Genomic DNA, 20434 nt, shown 5'->3' on the forward strand with positions numbered 1-20434 from the left:
CCATGATTGAGGACAAGGACTCTATTTATGAACGTTTTTTATGACAAAGATTGTGATCTATCAATTATCCAAGGTAAAAAAGTTGCCATTATCGGTTATGGTTCACAAGGTCATGCGCACGCGCTTAACCTACAAGACTCAGACGTTGATGTAACGGTTGGTCTACGTGCCAACTCAGGCTCATGGAAAAAAGCTGAAAATGCGGGCCTAAAAGTTGCTGAAGTAGAAGAAGCTGTAAAAGCTGCTGACGTAATCATGATTTTGACGCCTGATGAATTCCAAAAAGAGCTTTATAACGACGTCATTGAGCCAAACATCAAAGAAGGCGCAACATTGGCTTTCGCTCATGGTTTTGCGATCCATTACAACCAAGTGGTACCACGTGGCGATCTTGATGTGATTATGGTTGCGCCAAAAGCACCAGGTCATACCGTACGTTCAGAGTTTACTAAAGGCGGTGGTATCCCTGATCTTATCGCCATCTACCAAGATGCTTCAGGTCAAGCCAAACAGTTAGCACTATCATATGCTGCTGGTGTTGGTGGTGGTCGTTCAGGCATCATCGAAACCACGTTTAAAGATGAGACTGAAACTGACTTGTTCGGTGAGCAAGCGGTTCTTTGTGGCGGTGCAGTAGAGCTAGTTAAAATGGGCTTTGAGACGCTAACAGAAGCAGGCTATGCACCAGAAATGGCTTATTTCGAATGTCTACATGAGCTCAAGCTAATCGTTGATTTGATGTATGAAGGCGGTATCGCTGACATGAACTATTCAATCAGTAACAACGCTGAATATGGCGAATATGTCACTGGTCCTGAAGTCATCAATGAGCAGTCACGTGAAGCCATGCGTAACGCGCTAAAACGCATCCAGTCTGGTGAATACGCGAAAATGTTCATCTCTGAAGGCGCAACCAACTATCCATCAATGACTGCGCGTCGTCGCAACAATGCTGAGCATCAAATTGAGACTACTGGTGCCAAGCTGCGTGGCATGATGCCTTGGATTGGTGGTAACAAAATCATCGATAAAGACAAAAACTAATTCGATACTACTCAAATAGAGTATTTGATAGTTTATTAAGTAACCCGTGTTATCACCTGATAGCACGGGTTTTTTATATCCTACTTTTAGCATATGGTTACACCGCTATATGTGTTGGTTGAAAACCAGTAAAAACTGCCCAATATAGGCAGGCATCTTCACATTAGCCAGTGGGCTTTTATTGTGCTTGCTTATCTTTGAGTCATCAAAGTAGATGAGTCCTCATTCATATTCTCTATAGATTACAGGTTGTATGTTGTGCAAATATCTTATCCAGACTGGCTAACGCCGCAATTCGTGTATATTACTCTTAGCGCTGTAGTAGCAGTTTTAATTTGGATAGAAGGGGAGATGCTCAAAAAAACCGATGGTAAACTGCCCAAATCTAGGTTTTTCCAAATCAGCTCAATCCTAGATACCATCTGGTTCTTTATCTCTGTAGTTGTCCTATACGTGATTGATTTGGCACCGCTCGCGATTGCTGTACCTGCCGCTTATGGCATTTACACCACCTTTGGTTGGGTCTACGGTACGCGACTATTAAAGCGCAAAGGTATCCCTGATTCTCCTAAAGACTTGGTCATACCGGCCAAATACATTGCGTATAGTCAGTCGTTTTCGTTGATATTTTTTGGGCTATGTTTGCTTGTATTAAGTTCACCATGGTTGCCGATATTGCAATAGGCAATGACTGAGTTTTTGGCCTATAAGGGTCTTTCTTGTCGTATTTAACGATGACTCCATAAATACAGCCCAATATTAAAATGTTAGAAATTTATTTAATATCAATATGATAACGACAAAGATACTATCTATTTTAATGTGTTCTGATAGCTAGAATTTATTTACAAAAATCATCAATTTAGACTGTTACCTGTATAGAAAACTGTTATAATCAGATTGTACTCAAAGTATTTGAGGTAAAAAATTCAGGTTTTCTCTTAGATTATTTGAAATTTTGAACCGTAGCGTTCAGCAAAAGATGCATGGGTATATATCAATTAATCGGTGATGACACAAGTCTCGCCAACAGTTAAAGAGTCAGGAAAATTTATGTCAGATAAAGTTGAAGGCACTGTAAAGTGGTTTAATGAAGCTAAAGGTTTTGGTTTTATCGCTCAAGACAATGGCGGACAAGACGTATTCGCTCACTACAGCGCTATCCAAGGTAACGGTTTCAAAACTCTAGCCGAAGGCCAAAAAGTGTCTTTCATCTTAGGTGATGGCAAAAAAGGCCCACAAGCTGAGCAAATCGAAGCTATCTAATCTCATTTACTATTAAGTTAACTGACTTTCAGTAAGCTTAATAATAATAAGATTATCAATATGCATTGATTACTTTGTTTGTTAAAACAATAAAAATACTGTATTGACTTTAAAAAAAAGCAACCTCTCATCAGGTTGCTTTTTTTATATCATTTTGTCTGAAGTAGCGTTTGATTGATTTTCTTAATAATTATCAGTTCATAATAGGTACTGACTCAATAATAAATAAGGTTCTATTATGAAATGGGAAAATTGGTTTTCAATTGACGGGCAACAAGCACTAGGTATTTCTTTATCTGCGGTGGGTTTCTATATTGGTTTGATGCTCTGTACCCGATTGATGGGTCTACGTAGTTTCTCCAAGCTATCAAGCCATGATTTTGCAATGACGGTCGGCATTGGCAGTATATTAGCGTCGACTGTATTGGCTGACAAGCCGTCTCTTCTGCAAGGATTGTTTGCAGTTGCCATGTTGTTTTTGATTCAAGGCACCATTTCAGTTATCAGACGCAAGGTAAAGCCACTAAAAACGCTGATAGACAATCGGGCTATTATACTCATGGCGCATGGCGAGTACTTTGCAGATAATTTGAAAGAGGCAAACTTAAGTACTAGTGACGTCCAGGAGGTGCTGCGCAAAAATGGTATCAAAGCCAAGACGGAGATATTTGCCGTCATTATGGAAACGACAGGCAATATGAGTGTCATCAAAAATAATGGTGTGACCCCTGACTGGGCATTGTTCGATGACATACGTGATAGTGAGCTGTTAATGAGCTCTAGCAAAGACAGCGACGTATAGATGTTGGGTTCTTGGTGATTGCTATCAGTTGAGCCCTAAGAAATAAATAATAACAAAATATTAAATAAACATACCATTGAGAGTGCTATAAAGGGGAGGACTCTTAAGGCTATTACCGAAGAAAAATCACCAGATCACGTGCTTATAAACTATTTATTATAGAATAGTGACAAATTTATGACGCATTATTCACGGCGTTGTCTTGACCTTATCTGCAGGCTGACGCAAGATACATAGGTCTGATAATAACGGTTGGCTTAGCTTTAGCAGATTTTATTCGTAAGAAGTGCAATGCTAATATAATTTCGAATATTGGCGTATTTTTCTTAATTAGTTATACATCTGTTGATATAGTAATAACCTTGAGTAGTATTTTGAACGACGATTTGAACCACAACGAAAATTTGGTTCTTAACTGATATTTTTTAATTCATAACATTAATAAACGAGGAACGTATGAAAGCATTAGTAGCGGTCAAGCGTGTCATTGATTATAACGTAAAAGTTCGTGTAAAAGCCGATAACTCTGGCGTTGATCTATCAAACACCAAAATGTCAATTAACCCTTTTGATGAAATCGCAGTAGAAGAAGCCGTTCGTCTAAAAGAAGCTGGCGTCATTGATGAAATCATCGTCGCGTCTATCGGTCCAAAAGAGTCGCAAGAGCAAATTCGTGCAGCCCTAGCACTGGGTGCTGATCGTGGCGTTTTAGTCGTGAGTGACGAAAAGCCGTATCCACTACAAGTTGCCAAGATTCTAAAAAATATCGCTGAAACAGAAAGCACAGATATTATCTTGCTGGGTAAACAAGCGATTGATGACGACAACAACCAAACGGGTCAGATGCTAGCGGCATTGATGGGTATCGGTCAGGGTACGTTTGCCTCAGAAGTGAAGGTTGAAGGCGACAAAGTCAACGTAACGCGTGAAATCGATGGCGGTCTACAAACGGTCGCGCTTGATTTGCCAGCGGTTATCACGACTGATCTACGTTTGAATGAGCCACGTTATGCGAAACTGCCTAACATCATGAAAGCGAAGAAAAAGCCGCTTGATGAAAAAACGCCAGCAGATTTCGGTGTCGATATGACATCTAAGCAAGAAATTATTAAAGTCGTGCCACCTGCTGAACGCAAAGCTGGTATTACAGTAGGGTCAGTTGATGAGTTGGTTGATAAGCTAAGAAACGAAGCAAAAGTCATCTAATAATTTGACGCTTCGCTACGGCATATCCTGTACAAGGCTATCCATTTGACTGATTTGTTTCATATTGAATAATAGTCGCTCAAATAGCTTTGTACACAAACAACCGCATGAATAGATAATACGAATAAATAAAGGATTAAAACCATGGCAATTTTGGTATATGCAGAACATGACAATGCCAGTCTAAAAAAGGCAACTTTGAACACCATCGCTGCTGCTAAGCAAATCGGTGATGACATCCATGTATTGGTTGCTGGTAGTGGTGCTCAAGCAGTCGCTGATGAAGCAGCAAAAGCAGAAGGCGTGACGAAAGTACTGTTAGCTGACAATGCAGCCTATGAGCATCAATTAGCGGGCAATGTGGCGCTATTGGTTGCTGATGTCGCTGGTGATTACAGCCATATCCTAGCAGCTGCGACCACGACTGGTAAAAACTTTATGCCACGCGTTGCAGCGTTACTTGACGTCAGCATGTTGTCTGAAATCTCAGGTGTGGTAGATGCGCAAACGTTTGAGCGTCCTATCTATGCAGGTAATGCGACAGCGACAGTAAAAACAACAGAAGACAAAGTGGTACTAACAGTACGTACGACTGCGTTTGACCCAGTGGCAAGCGAAGGCGGTTCAGCTACTGTTGAAACTATCGACAACGTACAAGAAACTGGCAAAGCTAGCTTTGTGAACGAAGAAATGGCTAAGTCTGATCGTCCAGAATTGACCTCAGCTGGTATCGTTGTTTCTGGTGGTCGTGCATTGGCAAATGGTGAAAACTTCACCAAATATATCGAGCCATTGGCTGACAAACTAGGCGCCGCTGTTGGTGCGTCACGCGCCGCTGTTGACGCAGGATATGTGCCAAACGATATGCAGGTCGGTCAAACGGGTAAAATCGTTGCACCGCAGCTATACATCGCTGCTGGTATCTCAGGCGCGATTCAGCATTTGGCTGGTATGAAAGATTCTAAAGTCATCGTTGCTATCAACAATGACCCAGAAGCACCTATCGCTAGCGTTGCTGATTACTTCTTAGAAGCTGATCTATTTGAAGCATTGCCTGAGCTAACTAGTAAGGTTTAATATATAGTCACAGAACTACTAAACGGCTACGGCGTTACCCTCCTTAGATGTACTACTTGTACAATCTGCAGTCGGCTGCCTTGTATCCGTTTTAGACTTCTTTGACTATATCAGTAGTAGACAGATAATAAAAAACCCACTATCAATTGGTAGTGGATTTTTTTATGCTTGATAGATAGGGTTTTAATAGCAATTATAAATGCAGGCTAAGAGTATTGTCTTTGGCGTAAGGTCTCATACAGACATAAAGACCCTGCAATCGCTACATTTAAGCTCTCTTGCCCGTTTGGCTGCGGTAAGGCTATCGGCGTGGCACATTGCATTAGCTCGTCACTAACGCCTTGGCCTTCGTGACCCATAATCCATGCCACAGGCGCAGATAAATCGTGCTCGTAAATGATAGTATCTGTATGTGAGCTAGTCGCCAAAAGCGGCACTTGTACTTGATCCAAAATATCTTGCGTACTCAAGCCTTCATAAATAGTCAGGGCAAATTGTGCACCCATACCTGCTCGTAGCGTCTTGGGAGACCAAGCTTGAGCGGTAGCACTGGTACATAGAATATTGCGGATACCAACCGCTGCTGCTGTGCGTAGTAATGTACCAACGTTTCCGCTATCTTGTACATCATTCAAAATCAAGCAGTCCTCATCGATCATTGATAGGCTAGGCGTTGGTACTTTAATCATCGCCATGATATCGATGCCTGTACCCAAGCTACGAATACTTTCATAAAGTGAGTCTGACAAAGTAAGAATAGGCGTATAAGTGGGCAGGCGAGTTAATACCTGCTGAACTTCAGGGTGGCTACGCGCTGACTCAGACAGGAGTATCTGGGCAAAAGGATAGTCACTACGCAGCGCAGCATCTATCAAATGGACGCCTTCTATGACTGTCTGACCGTTCTTTTTACGCTGGCGTGCTTGGGACAACAGTGATTTTACGAGCTTCACGGTTGCGTTCTTATCTGAGGTAATCAGCTCGGTGGGATTTAATACCATAGTGGATCGCTTAGAGAAGAGTAAAGGAGTTGTTTAGATAACCAACACAATGTCTATTATTGATTTAGCATTCTGCTGGCTGTTCTCAACAGGCGTGCAAATCAATTATTTTTCAGAATAATTGACGTGTAAGTCTTTAACATAATTGACTTCGTTTTTACTACCGAGTACCACAGGTACACGCTGATGGATATCAATCGGTTCGATATCTAAGATACGATTGACAGCGTCTGTCGCACCGCCACCTGCGCGTTCAATCAATAAGCTCATTGGGTTGGCTTCATACATTAAGCGTAGTTTACCCGCTTTATGAGCGTATTTGGTATCAAACGGATAAGTGAAAAGACCACCACGGCATAAGATGCGATGGACGTCACCAACCATAGCGGCGACCCAGCGTGTATTGAAATCTCGTCCACGTACGCCTGTCTCGCCAGCAATCAGCTCATTGATGTACTGCTGCATCGGTGCGCGCCAGTAGCGATAATTTGAGCTATTGATCGCATATTCGCTCGTATCGGCAGCGATTTGTACGTTGTCTTCTATTAGCACATAGTCAGAAGTCTCTGGGTCTAGGCTAAACATCACGACTTTGTCTGCGATGGTTAATGCCAGTACCGTAGAGGTGCCATATAACAAGTACCCTGCTGCTAACTGTTTGTTACCTGCCTGTAGATAGTCGCTGTTTTCACTGGTTTGACCTTGACGCTCATACGGCAAAACAGAAAAAATCGTACCTACTGCCATATTGATATCAATATTTGATGAGCCATCTAGTGGGTCAAATAACACTAGTAGACTACCATCGTCATTAGCAGGGGTGGCATCATCGAGCTCTTCTGACGCAACGCCCGCACAATGGGTGTTTTTTGCTAAAGCATCTAGCAGTAAGTCGTTCGCTAATACATCCAATTTTTTTTGATCTTCGCCTTGGACGTTTTGATTACCAGCTTCGCCTAAAATATCTGCCAGAGCACCTTTTCTAAGTAGTTGTGAGATGGTTTTACCAACATTAGTAACCGTGGTAATTACGTCGTTGAGTGCAGGACTAGTGGCATGTTGGTTTAGATAATCTGCTAAGGTCGTCATAAAGCTTCCTAATAAAGGGTATGGAAAGTAAAAAATAGATAGTCTTAGAGTAAGGCCATAGGCGGCATTTGGCACACCTTAAATGGGTAAATTCTTAAATAGCTTATACGGTATCTTTGTCCCGACCACAAAATCGGCTACACTATATCTATTGTTATTCATTTATAGATTCGTCAGAATTATTCTCTATGAGAATATAGCATGTCTATTTACGCTTTCTGATTGTCCGCTGAGGCAGTTTTTGGTCGAATTTGATTACGGTAAATTGTAGCAAATAAGCATCAAAATGTCCTTGTCTCTATGCCTATCAGTGCTAAATGATCGAACAAAGATGAATAAGCGATTACGACAGACTCATATAAACCCACAATAAAGACTCGCCATTATGTCAAATTCTCTCGATAGTAGCGCTACACAACCAGTCTCACCGACTGATTATGCAAAATTTGATCCCAATACAATTCATCAAAGACTCAACACCTCACTGAGTCGTCCGCAGCTCAACACCGATGGCAGTATTAGGCATTTCTTAGGTGTTGAAGGTCTTAATAAAGCACAGCTCAAAGCTATTATCGCAAAAGCAGAGACTTTCTTTGACGAAAATGGGCAGCTCATCAATCGTCCGGAATTAGATGGCTATACGGTCATGAATTTGTTCTTTGAACCATCGACCCGTACCCGGACGACATTCGAGGTTGCAGAAAAACGCTTGGGTGCCAATGTACTCAATATCGATATCGAACGTTCTAGTACTAAAAAAGGCGAGAGTCTACGCGATACGTTGTGGAATCTACAGGCGATGACTGCAGATATTTTCGTGGTACGACATTCGGCATCAGGTGCCGCACATTTTATGGCGACAGAAGTGACACCTGATATTGCAATCATTAATGGCGGCGACGGCTGGCATGCGCACCCTACGCAGGGAATGCTCGACATGTTGACCATTCACCGTGAGGCACCGCGCCCATTTGAAGAACTGTCTATCGCAATCGTTGGTGATATTAAACACTCACGCGTGGCACGCTCTGATATCAGTGCACTGCAAACGCTAGGTGTGACAGATATCCGTGTGTGTGCGCCGCGTACTTTATTACCGAAAGGTATTGAGCGTTTTGGCGTAAAAGTATATGAAAATATGGATGAGTGCGTCACGGATTGTGATGTCATCATGGGATTAAGAATACAAAATGAGCGTATCGGTTCGCCGCTATTGGCATCCTCAAGTGAATACTATAAACATTATGGGATCACGCCAGAGCGAGTAGCGCTTGCCAAGCCTGATGCGCTCGTCATGCATCCAGGGCCAATGAACCGCGGTGTTGAGATTGCCTCTAGTGTGGCTGATGGCGCGCAATCCGTTATCTTAAAGCAGGTAAATAACGGTATTGCCATTCGAATGGCGGTTTTGTCGCTTGCGATGGAAGGTCAACGTGCTCATCAAGCGGCTGGCAAGTAATAGCTTGCCGTGCGACTTATTCTCATTTATTTCATTTTATTGATACGGTAATAACGTTATGTCTACTATGCTTAATACGGATGCACCCATCTTTGACCATTTGCCAAAAGCATTTAAAGATGCATTGCCACAAACTGCAACAGAAAAACTGTCTACACTCGATTCTGGCCATGAGATGTGGTTGCTACCACCATTAGTAGATCTATGCGCGCGCTTGCGTGAGCCAGGCCAACAGCAACACGGTACGCTAAAATCAGAAGGCAGCGCTGCCCGTGGTAATGGGTTCTTGCATGTGGTGACGCCACCTGATACCAATCCTATTTTAGAAAATGGCTCACTTTTAAAGGGTCTGCGTGAGCGCGCCTTGAGTGATGGCGGGATTTACTTGCATATTTTGGGCGCATTGACCACAGGGTTAGAGGGCGAACGACCGTCTAATATTGCAGGGCTTAAGAAGGGCGGCTGTATCGCAGTATCTAATGCGCGTAGACCTTTTCGCAACGATTTAGTATTGCTCCGTACACTAGAATACGCGGCAACTTTTGGTATGAAAGTGTTCTTTTATCCTGATGAGCCAAGTCTGTCTGGAGATGGCGTGGCGCATGAGGGCTATATTGCTTCTTATCATGGTCTGCAAGGGATTCCTTGGATTGCAGAAACGGTTGCATTGTCTACGCAGCTACTGATGGTGGAAGAGACCGGAATCGCCGCTCATTTTAGTCAGCTATCCTGTAAGTCCTCCATTGAGCTCATGCGCTGGGCAAAAGATAAAGGCTTGCCGGTGACTTGCGATGTTGCGATGCATCAGCTGTATTTGACTGATGACAACCTTGAAGGCTTCAATGCTCAGGCGTACGTGTTGCCTCCACTACGTAGTAATACGGATCAGCAGGCAATCCGCCGCGGATTAAAAGATGGCACTATCGATGCCATTTGTAGTCATCATGAACCATTAAACAGTACCGCTAAAAAAGCGCCGTTTGCTGAGAGTACGCCAGGTATCTCAAATTTTGATACTTTTATGGCGCTGGCATGTCAGCTGGTTAATGATGAAGTGTTAACACTCTCAGAGTTGGTTGATAAAATCTGTCTCAACCCTGCAAAGATTGCGGGTATTAATGAGCAGTATGAAGCGATCAGCGGCGCGGTATTGGTTGACCCCAATTTGGAGTGGCAAGTGACTGCGCAATCTATGCTATCGAATGGTAAAAATACGCCATTTTTTAATCAGCAGCTGCAAGGACGTGTTGTGGAGACGTTCTTTGGCTAATTTGCCCCGACAGGATGATAGTCTGCCGCTATCCTCGAAGGATAAAGGGGGTGAAATGACTGAGCATCTAGAAAAACCACGCAGTACGGCCAGTGAGTCTATCAAAGCGGTAGCTATTTATGAAGTCGTCAAAGGTGTGGGGGCATTATTAGGCGCAGGTGCATTGTGGTCGTGGCATACCGATCTTGAGCATTGGCTGACGACCGCGACTGGCTCTTGGCGTCATACCTTTGGGCACCTGCTTGCGCCGCAAATCGACAGTGCGGTAAGTATTGCGCAACAGGCAAGCAAAAACTGGCCAGTGTTTTTATTGTTGATATTTGCTTATGCCAGTTTGCGTTTCCTAGAAGCCTATGGGTTATGGCGCGACAAAACATGGGCGTATTGGTTCGGCGTGCTGGGTTATGGGGTATTTATTCCTATAGAAATATACTATCTGATCGTTAGCCCATTTGATTGGTTTAAACTGGGAATATTAATCTTTAATCTTATTATCATAATTGTGGTTTATCGCAATATGAAAAGAAAGGGTTTGATATAACCATTGAAACTGCTCAAAAAAGCCAGCCAAAGCCAGCCTAAGACATCATGTCTTAGGCTGGCTTTTTTATACATGCTGTGTTTTTGGCTTATACCTTTGTTATTTCTTTATCCTTACGAATGCTCTTGGCGACTCTGCCAACACTTAGACCTTGTACCAAGATAGAAAATATCACTACCGCATAAGTGAGTGCCAATAAAATATCGCGCTCGGTACCGATGGGTAGCTGTAATACTAAAGCGACTGAGATACCGCCGCGCAATCCACCCCACGTTAGTACTTTCCATGCACCAGTGGGCAAATCAAGCTGACGGTGAAACGTTTTGGTCGTCATCCCAACAACGATAAAACGAGCTACTAGAGCAATAACGATGGTTAGACCACCTGCAATAAATAAGTTTGCTGAATAAGCAATCATCACTACTTCTAGACCGATAAGGACGAATAAAATAGCATTTAAGATTTCATCAATCAGCTCCCAAAACAGATCAATGTAATGACGCGTCTGATCACTCATCGCAAGCGCACGCCCGCGGTTACCAACCATCAATCCCATCATGACCATAGCGAGTGGCCCTGACAAATGCCAATGACTAGCAAGCGCATAGCCGCCGATGACGCCTGCTAACGTCAAGAGCACTTCTTCTTGATAACTATCGATGCTCTTTAGCAAATAGTACAAAATCGCCCCAAGTACCAATCCAAAGATGACACCGCCGCCAGCTTCGACCGCCAATGTATGCGCCACATAGTTAATGGTTGGAATATCGCCACTAGATAAAATCCCCAGTAATAGAACAAAAATCACGACGCCGATACCGTCATTAAATAATGACTCACCAGCGATAACAGTTTCGATGCTTTTTGGCGCGCCTGCTGATGCAAGAATCCCCATGACGGCAATGGGATCAGTAGGGGAAATCAAAGCGCCAAACAGTAGGCACCAAAGAAACGGCAGTTCAAAACCGAATAGGGGCAGCATAAAGTAAATCGCGGTGGCAATGAGCATGGCTGATACGATAGTACCAAGTCCGGCTAGGATACCGATAGGCAGTTTATAGCGCCTCAAATCACCAATATTGACATGCAAGGCACCCGCAAATAGCAGCATCGAGAGCATGCCATCTAATAGCACCTCAGTAAAATCAAGCTGCTCTAATAGACTGACTTCATAATCAATCAGCTGATCAAACCCTAAAAACCCTAAAAATATCGCACCGATAGACAATAATATGGAAATAACCATCACGCCAATCGTGGTTGGTAACCCGATAAAGCGATGATTGACATAGGTCAGTGAGGCGGTAATCGATAAAAATATGGCGCTGATTTCAAGTATGGTGAGGCTGGTTGCAGATGCCATAAAGCAGATCTCGTATGAATATAAAATTAACCCTAAGCCCATGACTTATGAGAGTTACGTAAAGATTTTGAGCTATAAATATTGAAATGACAGTGACCGTGTATTACTAATACGCTATGCGATCTAACTGTCATGTCACTAACTCGACTGTGACTGTAGTGCTTCACGGATATTGACAGCAAACACACTGACATAATTAAAATGTTGATGCTGTGCGTCCTCATCAAGAATAAACTGCTTGGCTTGCTCACACATAGCGACAAGGTCGTCTATCAGTTCTTGGTAGTTTAAGTTTTCTTCTCCAGCTCGCTTGATCAGATGCAGCTCATGCAGTAGCGTTTGTTGCTGTGCGCTATTCACCCTTGCATAGTTTAGATTGACCATTGCTTCACACAATGCTTTTAGTACCATCAAATCAGCGGCTGCATAGCGGCGTATTTCACCAAGTGATACGTTGATGAAATCCGATATTTTTGGGGTGTGAGTGACCAAGGCTAGTATGGCCAATCGTTTTTGTTTGACCTCATTTTCAGAGCTATCATCCGACTTTGGTATATAAAAATGATAGGGACTTGGGGGCTGGCGTCGCATCATAATACTTAAGCAACTTGTCAAAGACTGTACACAGTTGACAGCTGTTTTTGGGTCATTGATACCAGGAGATAATGCTCGTACTGCAATTTCAGTCATTTGCCCCAAGCTATAAGCAATATCATCAGAATGTGCCAGCCGTTGTTCTATCCGCACGCAGCCGGTAAATCGCTGCCAAAACATCCCATCAGGTGACCGCGGTATCATAGCTAGATTCGGTGTTGCTGTTTTTTGTTGATTGTTTGGATGATCTGCTGGACGTTGGTAAAAATATCCAATAACATTTTTGTCAGTAATGTATTGACCAAGATTGACATGCATCTGTACCACACCGCCGTAGTCTTGTGACAGCGCAATCAATGACTCAAAGTAGATTTGCTGTAGATAGCCTGAGCTTGGTGAGTAGATAGGCATGGCAGGCCAGTTATGAAACTGCTCGACATCATGATGTTCAGCATCACGTTGATGCTGGATGTCGCATCGATCGCTGTACCAATAATAAATATTATTAATCGCATCGTTGCTGGCATTTTGGATAACGTGAGACGCTTGAATGGCATGTACCATATGTTGTACAAAATACACCAGCAACAGCGCACAGATAATAGCCATAATAATGGCAAAGGTTACGGCTAATTGTGGCACACCATAAGACACGTCATACTTGTGAATGGATTTTAAAACAAGCAGGCTATAGCTAAAGGTGCCGATAAAGGCACCAAGTACAAACTGGTTCGGAGTATCTGTCAAAAAATTACGTAACAATCTTGGACCAAATTGTGATGATGCCATTGACAGCACGGCAATGGTAATCGAAAACGTTGTGCCAGCCACGCCCAACACCGCACCAGCAATAGCGGTCATGATAGCGCGTGCAGCATCATCATCGCCTGTAAACGCAAAAGAAATTTCTCGAACCGTTTCACGATCGAAATGCTGATCGACAGTCACCAATAAAGGCGCCAGCAAAATCCCTGCAATCACACAAGCCGTTGGGATAAACCAGTAAGACCCAATAAGCTGCTGCCACAAAGCTCTTAGGCGATCGGGCAAGTCAGTCAACGTTTGCAGTGACCACAACTGAGTAAACTGTTTGAGCTTGCTCTGACCTGTACTAATAGTACGGATCCATAAGCTCGTTTCATCATCTTTATACACTGCCATATACTCAAAGTATCCAAAAATAGTCGTAAAGTGGCTCATCGCTATCGTTTGATAATCTTGCTCAGAGCATCAAACGATAAATTTTTAAAGTAATAGGTTTTGGCTAACCTGTCATTAACCGGCTTTAGGATTATCAGCTTCAGTAATAATGGCACTTTTATAGTCGCGTCTGCCAGCCTCTGTCCCAGCCGATGGCTCACCAGAACCTATAGGGATGATCGCCTCATTATAGTGATAGTCGCAATCAATGTTGCTGTCTTTATCATAGGCGATAGGGTCGAAGTGGGGTGATGCTTCGATATCCACATTGTCTTTATAAGCGCCACTGCTATTTAAGTTATCACTTGTCAGTGAATGGCTTGCCGCCGTCGTTTTTCTAAATAACTTGCCACCATTGTTATTTTTATTAGAGGCTGATTTTTTGCGCGGCTCGCTATTGGCGAATATAGCACTCAATGGCAGATGTAGCTGCTGCTTAGCATACGCTTCTGTGTGCTCAAAACGATCTACCAGTAAGCTGAGCCAAGGTTTTTGGTCTTCTAGCTTCATCTCATCAAGCTCATCCTTAATAGGCAATGGATAAGGCAAGGTGCGATAAAAATCCCATAGTGTCATTTTACTCAAATCTTTTTTGAGTACATAGTCATCGTCTTCTGTCATGGTGATGAGGTTGCTGTCTTGTAGATAATTGATATAGGTATACCATTTGGGTAGCTCTTTTCGTCCCAGCACATTACGCAGCGCTTGTTCGCTGACGGCCTCACCTTTTGAATGATGGGTATATACCAAATTTAGCATGTCCAGCAAGCTAAGTAGGGGATGGCGAGGATAGACCTCTTCGGTTTCAAAAATCGTTAAGGTATAGCTGATCTCAACGCCCAGCAAGATAAGGTTCCATGACAAGAAAATCCATAGCAAAAATATAGGAAGCGCGGCAAAAGCCCCATAGATCGCCTCGTAACTGGTAAAGTTGGCCATGACGGTACCAAACAGATGCTTCATCAGCTCAAAGACTATCGCGACAAATACACCCGCGATCGCTGCATTTTTTAGCGGTACACGCGCTTTAGGAATGAACCAATACATGCCAATAAAACCTGCAACAGTGATACCAATCGATACGGCTTGTACCCAAAACCCCCAATCGATCCCGTAACCTGCGATTTGTCGATTCAAAAAACTCAAACTCTGAACCGTACTTGAGGCAATAAAAGCGGTGCCTAAGACCAATGGTCCCAAAGTTACAATCGTCCAATAGCGCATCATGCTTTTGAGGCCGCCTGAACGATTCTCTACCCGCCAGATTTGGTTGAAGGCGCGCTCAATAGTTGTCAGTGTCATGATGGTCGTCAAAAATAAAATGATGGCGCCAATAATGGTTAGATTGGAAGATTTTTCGGCGAAGTCATTGATATACTCACTCACTTGTAGACTCGATTGGGGTAACAAGTTGCTATAAATTACCTCATATATCTGTGCTCTTACAGAGGCGAGTGCTGGCACTGAAGATAAAATCATCAATAATACCGTTAGCACAGGCACAATTGAGAGCATAGTCGTGTAGGTTAGCGATGCTGCTTTTTGCTGACAGTTGTCTTCAAAAAAATGTCGAACCAAAAATCGCAAGAATTGAAACCAGCGTTGTTGTAGAAATGGGAGTTTTTGTGAGAATTTTTCCATGTCGACCAGTTAGCAAAAGTAAGAGTGACAATAGTGTAACAAACATGCGCTGCTCACATCTGCGGTTTAATTGTGTCAAAATGCACAGCGCACAGCAGCATCGAGTGAAACTCGATATAATATAAGCCATGTTATATACCGCGGTTATTTGCATGTCAGTCAATGACTCGGGCATAATGTGCACATATTTTACAATGCAGTTATAGGTTATATTTCGGCAGTATGAGACTAGACTACAGCGTCTGCCATAAAAGATAACATTAACGATTTTATAAGGAAGCTTTGCTAATGAGTCAGACCGCCCCTTATGTATTGGTGCTCTATTATTCTAATTACGGTACGACTAAGACATTGGCATATGCTATCGCTCAAGGGATCGAAGATGCTGGCATGACCGCACGTATTCGTACTGTCCCGACGGTGGCTCCTGAGACGACATCGAGCAAGCCTGCGATACCTGATGAAGGTGACTTATATTGTACGATGGATGATCTAAAAGACTGTAGCGGTCTGGCACTGGGTAGCCCGACGCACTTTGGTAATATGGCCGCGCCCATGAAGTATTTTTGGGACAATACCGTCACCCTTTGGCTAGCAGGGAACTTACAAAATAAGCCAGCGTCCGTATTTACAGCGACAGGCTCTATGCATGGTGGACAAGAGACCACACTACTGACGATGATGTTACCATTGATGCATCACGGTATGGTTATAGTGGGTGTGCCTTATGCTGAACCTGCACTGAATCGCACTCATCGTGGCGGTACGCCTTATGGTGCCAGTCATGTTAGCGGGGCTGCCCACGATCAGCCAGTATCGGCAGACGAGCGTGATCTAGGTATCGCACAGGGTCGCCGTTTGGCAATAGCTGCTACTGCTTTAGCACAAGCAAACTGGGGTCGCTAATCGAGTCTCATGTAACTGGTGTCATAGCCCAAACTTGATACTTAAACACTTTTTGCGCTCAAATACTGATAATTAATCGCTAATAGCGACATATCCGTGCTATTCATTTAGGAAGTAAAAATCTCTAATGGCCACAAACCACTCTAACAGTAAGTCTCCTAAAGTTACCAAGCCTATCGCACCTATTGCGCAGCGCTTGATGGTCACTTGGTTGATTTGGCTGGTTTATAGATTAATGGGACTGCCTATTTTTATCAGTATCTTTAATCCAAGCAGCCCTGATATCGTCGGTGGTATTGCTTGGCAAGCATTATGGCTAGTGCCCGCTTTTATCTTGACACCATGGATACTACGTGGGCGCTCCCCTTATGCGCTCTTGATAAGTAGCATGTTTACGCTCGTATATTTGGGCGCGAGTGGGGTGGTGCTATTTACTCGTATCTATGGCAGTAGCTGGGCTGAGATCGCCGTATACTTGACCGACTTTGTGCTGTTACTTGCTATTAATGTCTGGTTATTTATTTTGCTGAAACGCCTGCCTTCAATGAATAATGTCGTTAAGAAACCGCGTTCTCGTTAGTAGGCTATAATACTAGTCATGAATCTTAAGAAATAAAAAAGCGGCGTTCCAAATAGGATGCCGCTTTTTTATTTCAGTATTACTTTTCAACGCTTCTGTTTACATGCTTGGATTAGTTGACCTTGGTCAATTCCAAATCCATCTTTTTACCATCATTGATTTGGCTAACTTTAACTGGCATATAGTCTAAGCTTGGTGCCAACCAAAAACTGGTAGAGCGACTGTCGTCATCATGGACGCGGTCGACACGCACCGTATCAAATGTACCCGCTGGAACGGTGATTTTGGTGCTGCCAGATTTTTTAAATGGGGTCTTTTCGATTTTGTCTTTTTTCGCCATGTAGTAATTACCAGTAAATTTACCGTTTAACAGATCTTGACGAATTTGCACTTCAAGACTCAAGTCATCAAAGGCTTGCTGCGGCATACTCAGCGTCGTGGTCTTGCCTTTATAGTTGCTGGTCACCTTTTTGCTACTTGAGTTAAAGTCTAGCTTATGTGTGCGACCTAAGCCTAATAGCTTATAAGTGGTGCTGGCTTGGGTTGGGCTGACATTATTACCATTGATGGTGAACGTACTACTTTGTGAGGCACTAGCCACCCCAGCGACGCGAGCCTTAACGTTATATTTCCACGTATTTCCGGACTTATTTAACGTACGAGTCGCGGTTCCTTTATATTTGTCTTCAACGGTAAAACTATAATTGGCCGTTGATGGCTGAATAGTCTTTGCGCTGGCAAGTGTGGGTGCGGTCATACTCAAGGCTCCAATGGTGGAAATACTGATACCTGTAACTAAGGCAGATAAAAACTTAGATGGACTGCGTTTCGTATTATTAGAATCGTTGTGCAGTGATTTATTATGCATTGATAAAAAACTCATAGATACCTCTTTGTTAATATGATGCTGATATAGCAGCATTTATCGATCATTCTTATTATGTTTACACCGCTTATAATGGTCATACTCTGTTACATTTTCAAGAGCTACAGTAGATTGACGCGTGTAGTGCTTGTAGCGAATGTTGCTATAAGCAGGAATAATTTGGTGAGGGGTAACGTGCTGTAAAGCCAGCAATAGAAGGTAAATAAAATGTATGGTCGCTATTAAGCCTCATCTCTATCAAATGCCATCAGAATAATCTTGTAAATTTTTGGGCTTTACACTTGAAGCCAACCTATCTTGCCCCCACTTTTTGTTACAAGCTCAAAGCGTATCTTTAGGTTGCTGTTACTGAATGGCGACTCTTATAGATACTGGTATTGAGACTATTAATTCAAATAAACCCTTAATTCAAACAACCAATTTTTGGAGTCATATCGATGAACATTCGTCCTTTACATGACCGTATCGTCGTCCGCCGCATAGAAGAAGAGACAAAAACTGCTGGTGGTATTTTATTACCGGGTTCTGCTCAAGAGAAACCTTCACAAGGTGAAGTGATTGCAGTTGGTAATGGCCAAGTTCGTGACAATGGCGAAACTCGTGCGTTGGATGTAAAAGCTGGCGACAAAGTTTTGTTCGGTCAATATGCTGGTCAAACCGTGAAGGTTGACGGTGAAGAACTATTGATTATGAAAGAGTCTGACGTATTGGGCGTGTTAGAAGGCTAATAGCCTAATAGAGTTTTTTAGCTGACCATTTTTTAGCTAAAAATACTCCCCACAGTACAAACGAATCATTCAATTGTATTCTCATACTTATAATAATGGAGTAATTTACCATGGCAAAAGACGTAAAATTCGGCATAGATGCCCGTAAACAAATGATGGACGGCGTAAACGTTCTAGCAAACGCAGTACGTGTCACCTTAGGCCCTAAAGGCCGCAATGTGGTTATCGATAAGTCATTTGGCGCGCCAACCATCACTAAAGATGGTGTATCAGTTGCCAAAGAAATCGAGCTTGAAAACAAATTCGAAAACATGGGTGCTCAGCTCGTTCGTGAAGTTGCTAGCCGTACTAATGATGTGGCTGGTGATGGTACAACGACTGCGACCGTATTGGCTCAGTCAATCTTGCAAGAAGGCATGAAGTCAGTGGCTGCTGGCATGAACCCAATGGATCTTAAGCGTGGTATCGACAAAGCGGTCCGTGCTGCTGTTGAGCAAATTCATTTGCTATCTACACCAGCTGACGATTCAAAAGCAATTGCCCAAGTCGGTTCTATCTCTGCCAACTCAGACACCAAAATCGGTGAGCTAATTTCGCAAGCGATGCAAAAAGTTGGTAAGCAAGGCGTTATCACCGTTGAAGAAGGTTCAAGCTTTGAAGATACCCTAGAAGTTGTTGAAGGTATGCAGTTTGACCGTGGTTATATCAGCCCGTACTTTGCAAACAAGCAAGACAGCTTAACTGCTGAATTTGAAAACCCATACATCTTATTGGTTGACAAAAAAATCAGTAACATCCGTGAAATCGTGCCATTACTTGAGCAAGTCATGCAGCAAAGCAAGCCATTGCTGATCATCGCTGAAGATGTAGAGAACGAAGCGTTGGCAACCCTAGTTGTGAACAACATGCGTGGCGGCCTAAAAACTTGTGCCGTTAAAGCACCAGGTTTTGGCGATCGTCGTAAAGCCATGCTAGAAGACATCGCAACGCTAACTGGCGGTACTGTAATCTCTGAAGAGATTGGTCTAAGTCTAGAGACTGCGACGCTTGAGCAATTGGGTACGGCGAAAAAAGTTACTGTTGGTAAAGAAAACACCGTGATCGTTGATGGCGCTGGTAACAAAGCTGACATCGAAAACCGCGTTGAGTCTATCAACCGTCAGATCGCAGAGTCTACTTCTGATTACGATAAAGAAAAGCTACAAGAGCGCGTTGCGAAATTGGCAGGCGGCGTAGCAGTCATCAAAGTTGGTGCAGCGACTGAAACTGAAATGAAAGAGAAGAAAGACCGTGTTGACGATGCGCTACATGCCACTCGTGCCGCGGTTGAAGAAGGCGTTGTACCTGGCGGCGGTGTTGCGTTAGTTCGTGCCATGAATGCATTGTCTGAGCTAAAAGGCGACAACGACGACCAAGACGCAGGTATCAATATCCTACGTCGTGCGATGGAAGCACCATTGCGTCAAATCGTAACCAACGCTGGCGAAGAAGCCTCAGTGGTGGTTAACGAAGTGAAAAATGGTACGGGTAACTACGGTTACAATGCGGCCTCTGGTGAATATGGCGATATGCTTGAGATGGGTATCCTTGATCCAGCAAAAGTATCTCGCTCAGCACTAGAGAATGCTGCCTCTGTTGCTGGTCTCATGCTCACCACTGAAGCCATGATTACTGACCTACCAGAAAAAGATGACGGTATGGCTGGCATGGGCGGTGCTGGTGGAATGGGCGGTATGGGTGGAATGGGCGGTATGATGTAATTTTACTGTCGCTGCAAAGTG

General features: G+C 43.3%; 19 protein-coding genes. 13 read left to right on the forward strand and 6 right to left on the reverse strand.

What is annotated here, in order from left to right; all coding sequences use genetic code 11:
• The first annotated feature begins 27 nt into the window (after positions 1 to 27).
• The 6 genes from ilvC to I3255_RS10480 all read left to right on the forward strand — a co-directional run bounded on the left by ilvC (position 28) and on the right by I3255_RS10480 (position 5395).
• Positions 28 to 1044, forward strand: a complete 1017-nt coding sequence (gene ilvC / locus I3255_RS10455; protein ID WP_238038758.1) for a ketol-acid reductoisomerase — start codon at positions 28 to 30, stop codon at positions 1042 to 1044.
• Positions 1045 to 1302: 258 nt separating this feature from the next.
• Positions 1303 to 1728, forward strand: coding sequence for a hypothetical protein (locus I3255_RS10460; protein ID WP_238038759.1), 426 nt, complete (start codon positions 1303 to 1305; stop codon positions 1726 to 1728).
• A gap of 369 nt (positions 1729 to 2097) precedes the next feature.
• The gene (locus I3255_RS10465; protein ID WP_057758834.1) at positions 2098 to 2310 is read left to right on the forward strand and encodes a cold-shock protein; all 213 of its coding nucleotides are present in this window, start codon (positions 2098 to 2100) and stop codon (positions 2308 to 2310) included.
• Between the two features lie 238 nt (positions 2311 to 2548).
• The gene (locus tag I3255_RS10470; protein WP_238038760.1) at positions 2549 to 3112 is read left to right on the forward strand and encodes a YetF domain-containing protein; all 564 of its coding nucleotides are present in this window, start codon (positions 2549 to 2551) and stop codon (positions 3110 to 3112) included.
• 456 nt (positions 3113 to 3568) lie between these two features.
• Positions 3569 to 4318, forward strand: a complete 750-nt coding sequence (locus I3255_RS10475) for an electron transfer flavoprotein subunit beta/FixA family protein (protein WP_238038761.1) — start codon at positions 3569 to 3571, stop codon at positions 4316 to 4318.
• A gap of 144 nt (positions 4319 to 4462) precedes the next feature.
• On the forward strand, positions 4463 to 5395 hold the full coding sequence (locus tag I3255_RS10480) for an FAD-binding protein (RefSeq protein ID WP_058025379.1): 933 nt from the start codon (positions 4463 to 4465) through the stop codon (positions 5393 to 5395).
• Positions 5396 to 5601: 206 nt separating this feature from the next.
• Here the strand turns inward: I3255_RS10480 and I3255_RS10485 are convergent, their stop codons facing one another.
• Positions 5602 to 6396 (reverse strand): RNA methyltransferase, encoded by a 795-nt coding sequence (locus tag I3255_RS10485; RefSeq protein ID WP_238038762.1) that lies wholly within the window; start codon positions 6394 to 6396, stop codon positions 5602 to 5604.
• 105 nt (positions 6397 to 6501) lie between these two features.
• Positions 6502 to 7485 (reverse strand): class 1 fructose-bisphosphatase, encoded by a 984-nt coding sequence (locus tag I3255_RS10490; RefSeq protein ID WP_238038763.1) that lies wholly within the window; start codon positions 7483 to 7485, stop codon positions 6502 to 6504.
• Between the two features lie 385 nt (positions 7486 to 7870).
• Here I3255_RS10490 and I3255_RS10495 point away from each other — a divergent pair, with 385 nt between their 5' ends.
• From I3255_RS10495 to I3255_RS10505, 3 genes are read left to right on the forward strand one after another with little or no spacing between them, the layout of a single operon-like run.
• Entirely contained in the window at positions 7871 to 8944 is a 1074-nt protein-coding gene (locus tag I3255_RS10495; RefSeq protein ID WP_071003207.1) for an aspartate carbamoyltransferase catalytic subunit, read from the forward strand.
• Positions 8945 to 9002: 58 nt separating this feature from the next.
• Positions 9003 to 10214, forward strand: coding sequence for a dihydroorotase (locus I3255_RS10500; protein ID WP_238038764.1), 1212 nt, complete (start codon positions 9003 to 9005; stop codon positions 10212 to 10214).
• Positions 10207 to 10755, forward strand: a complete 549-nt coding sequence (locus I3255_RS10505; RefSeq protein ID WP_238038765.1) for a DUF2127 domain-containing protein — start codon at positions 10207 to 10209, stop codon at positions 10753 to 10755. Before I3255_RS10500 ends, I3255_RS10505 begins: the two co-directional genes overlap by 8 nt.
• 88 nt (positions 10756 to 10843) lie before the next feature.
• Here the strand turns inward: I3255_RS10505 and I3255_RS10510 are convergent, their stop codons facing one another.
• From I3255_RS10510 to I3255_RS10520, 3 genes are all read right to left on the reverse strand, one after another.
• Positions 10844 to 12118 (reverse strand): sodium:proton antiporter, encoded by a 1275-nt coding sequence (locus I3255_RS10510; RefSeq protein ID WP_238038766.1) that lies wholly within the window; start codon positions 12116 to 12118, stop codon positions 10844 to 10846.
• 138 nt (positions 12119 to 12256) lie between these two features.
• Positions 12257 to 13873 carry a DUF2254 domain-containing protein gene (locus tag I3255_RS10515; RefSeq protein WP_238038767.1) on the reverse strand — a complete coding sequence of 539 codons (1617 nt, stop codon included), beginning with the start codon at positions 13871 to 13873 and terminating at the stop codon, positions 12257 to 12259.
• A gap of 114 nt (positions 13874 to 13987) precedes the next feature.
• A complete protein-coding gene (locus I3255_RS10520; RefSeq protein WP_238038768.1) occupies positions 13988 to 15553 on the reverse strand; it encodes a YihY family inner membrane protein in 1566 nt (521 codons plus the stop codon).
• Positions 15554 to 15841: 288 nt separating this feature from the next.
• Here I3255_RS10520 and wrbA point away from each other — a divergent pair, with 288 nt between their 5' ends.
• Positions 15842 to 16459, forward strand: a complete 618-nt coding sequence (wrbA, locus tag I3255_RS10525; RefSeq protein WP_201599237.1) for an NAD(P)H:quinone oxidoreductase — start codon at positions 15842 to 15844, stop codon at positions 16457 to 16459.
• Between the two features lie 127 nt (positions 16460 to 16586).
• Positions 16587 to 17039: a hypothetical protein gene (locus I3255_RS10530; protein WP_201599238.1), complete on the forward strand. Its 453-nt coding sequence runs from the start codon at positions 16587 to 16589 to the stop codon at positions 17037 to 17039.
• Positions 17040 to 17151: 112 nt separating this feature from the next.
• Here the strand turns inward: I3255_RS10530 and I3255_RS10535 are convergent, their stop codons facing one another.
• The gene (locus I3255_RS10535) at positions 17152 to 17922 is read right to left on the reverse strand and encodes a DUF3108 domain-containing protein (protein ID WP_238038769.1); all 771 of its coding nucleotides are present in this window, start codon (positions 17920 to 17922) and stop codon (positions 17152 to 17154) included.
• A 440-nt stretch (positions 17923 to 18362) separates the two neighbouring features.
• On the opposite strand from I3255_RS10535, the gene groES reads away from it, so the two are divergent.
• Positions 18363 to 18653, forward strand: coding sequence for a co-chaperone GroES (groES, locus tag I3255_RS10540; protein ID WP_058024926.1), 291 nt, complete (start codon positions 18363 to 18365; stop codon positions 18651 to 18653).
• Positions 18654 to 18763: 110 nt separating this feature from the next.
• Complete coding sequence (groL, locus tag I3255_RS10545; RefSeq protein ID WP_238038770.1) at positions 18764 to 20413, forward strand: chaperonin GroEL; 1650 nt, start codon at positions 18764 to 18766, stop codon at positions 20411 to 20413.
• The last annotated feature ends 21 nt before the right edge of the window (positions 20414 to 20434 follow it).

This window comes from Psychrobacter sp. Ps6, from assembly GCF_022129235.1.
Lineage (GTDB): Bacteria > Pseudomonadota > Gammaproteobacteria > Pseudomonadales > Moraxellaceae > Psychrobacter.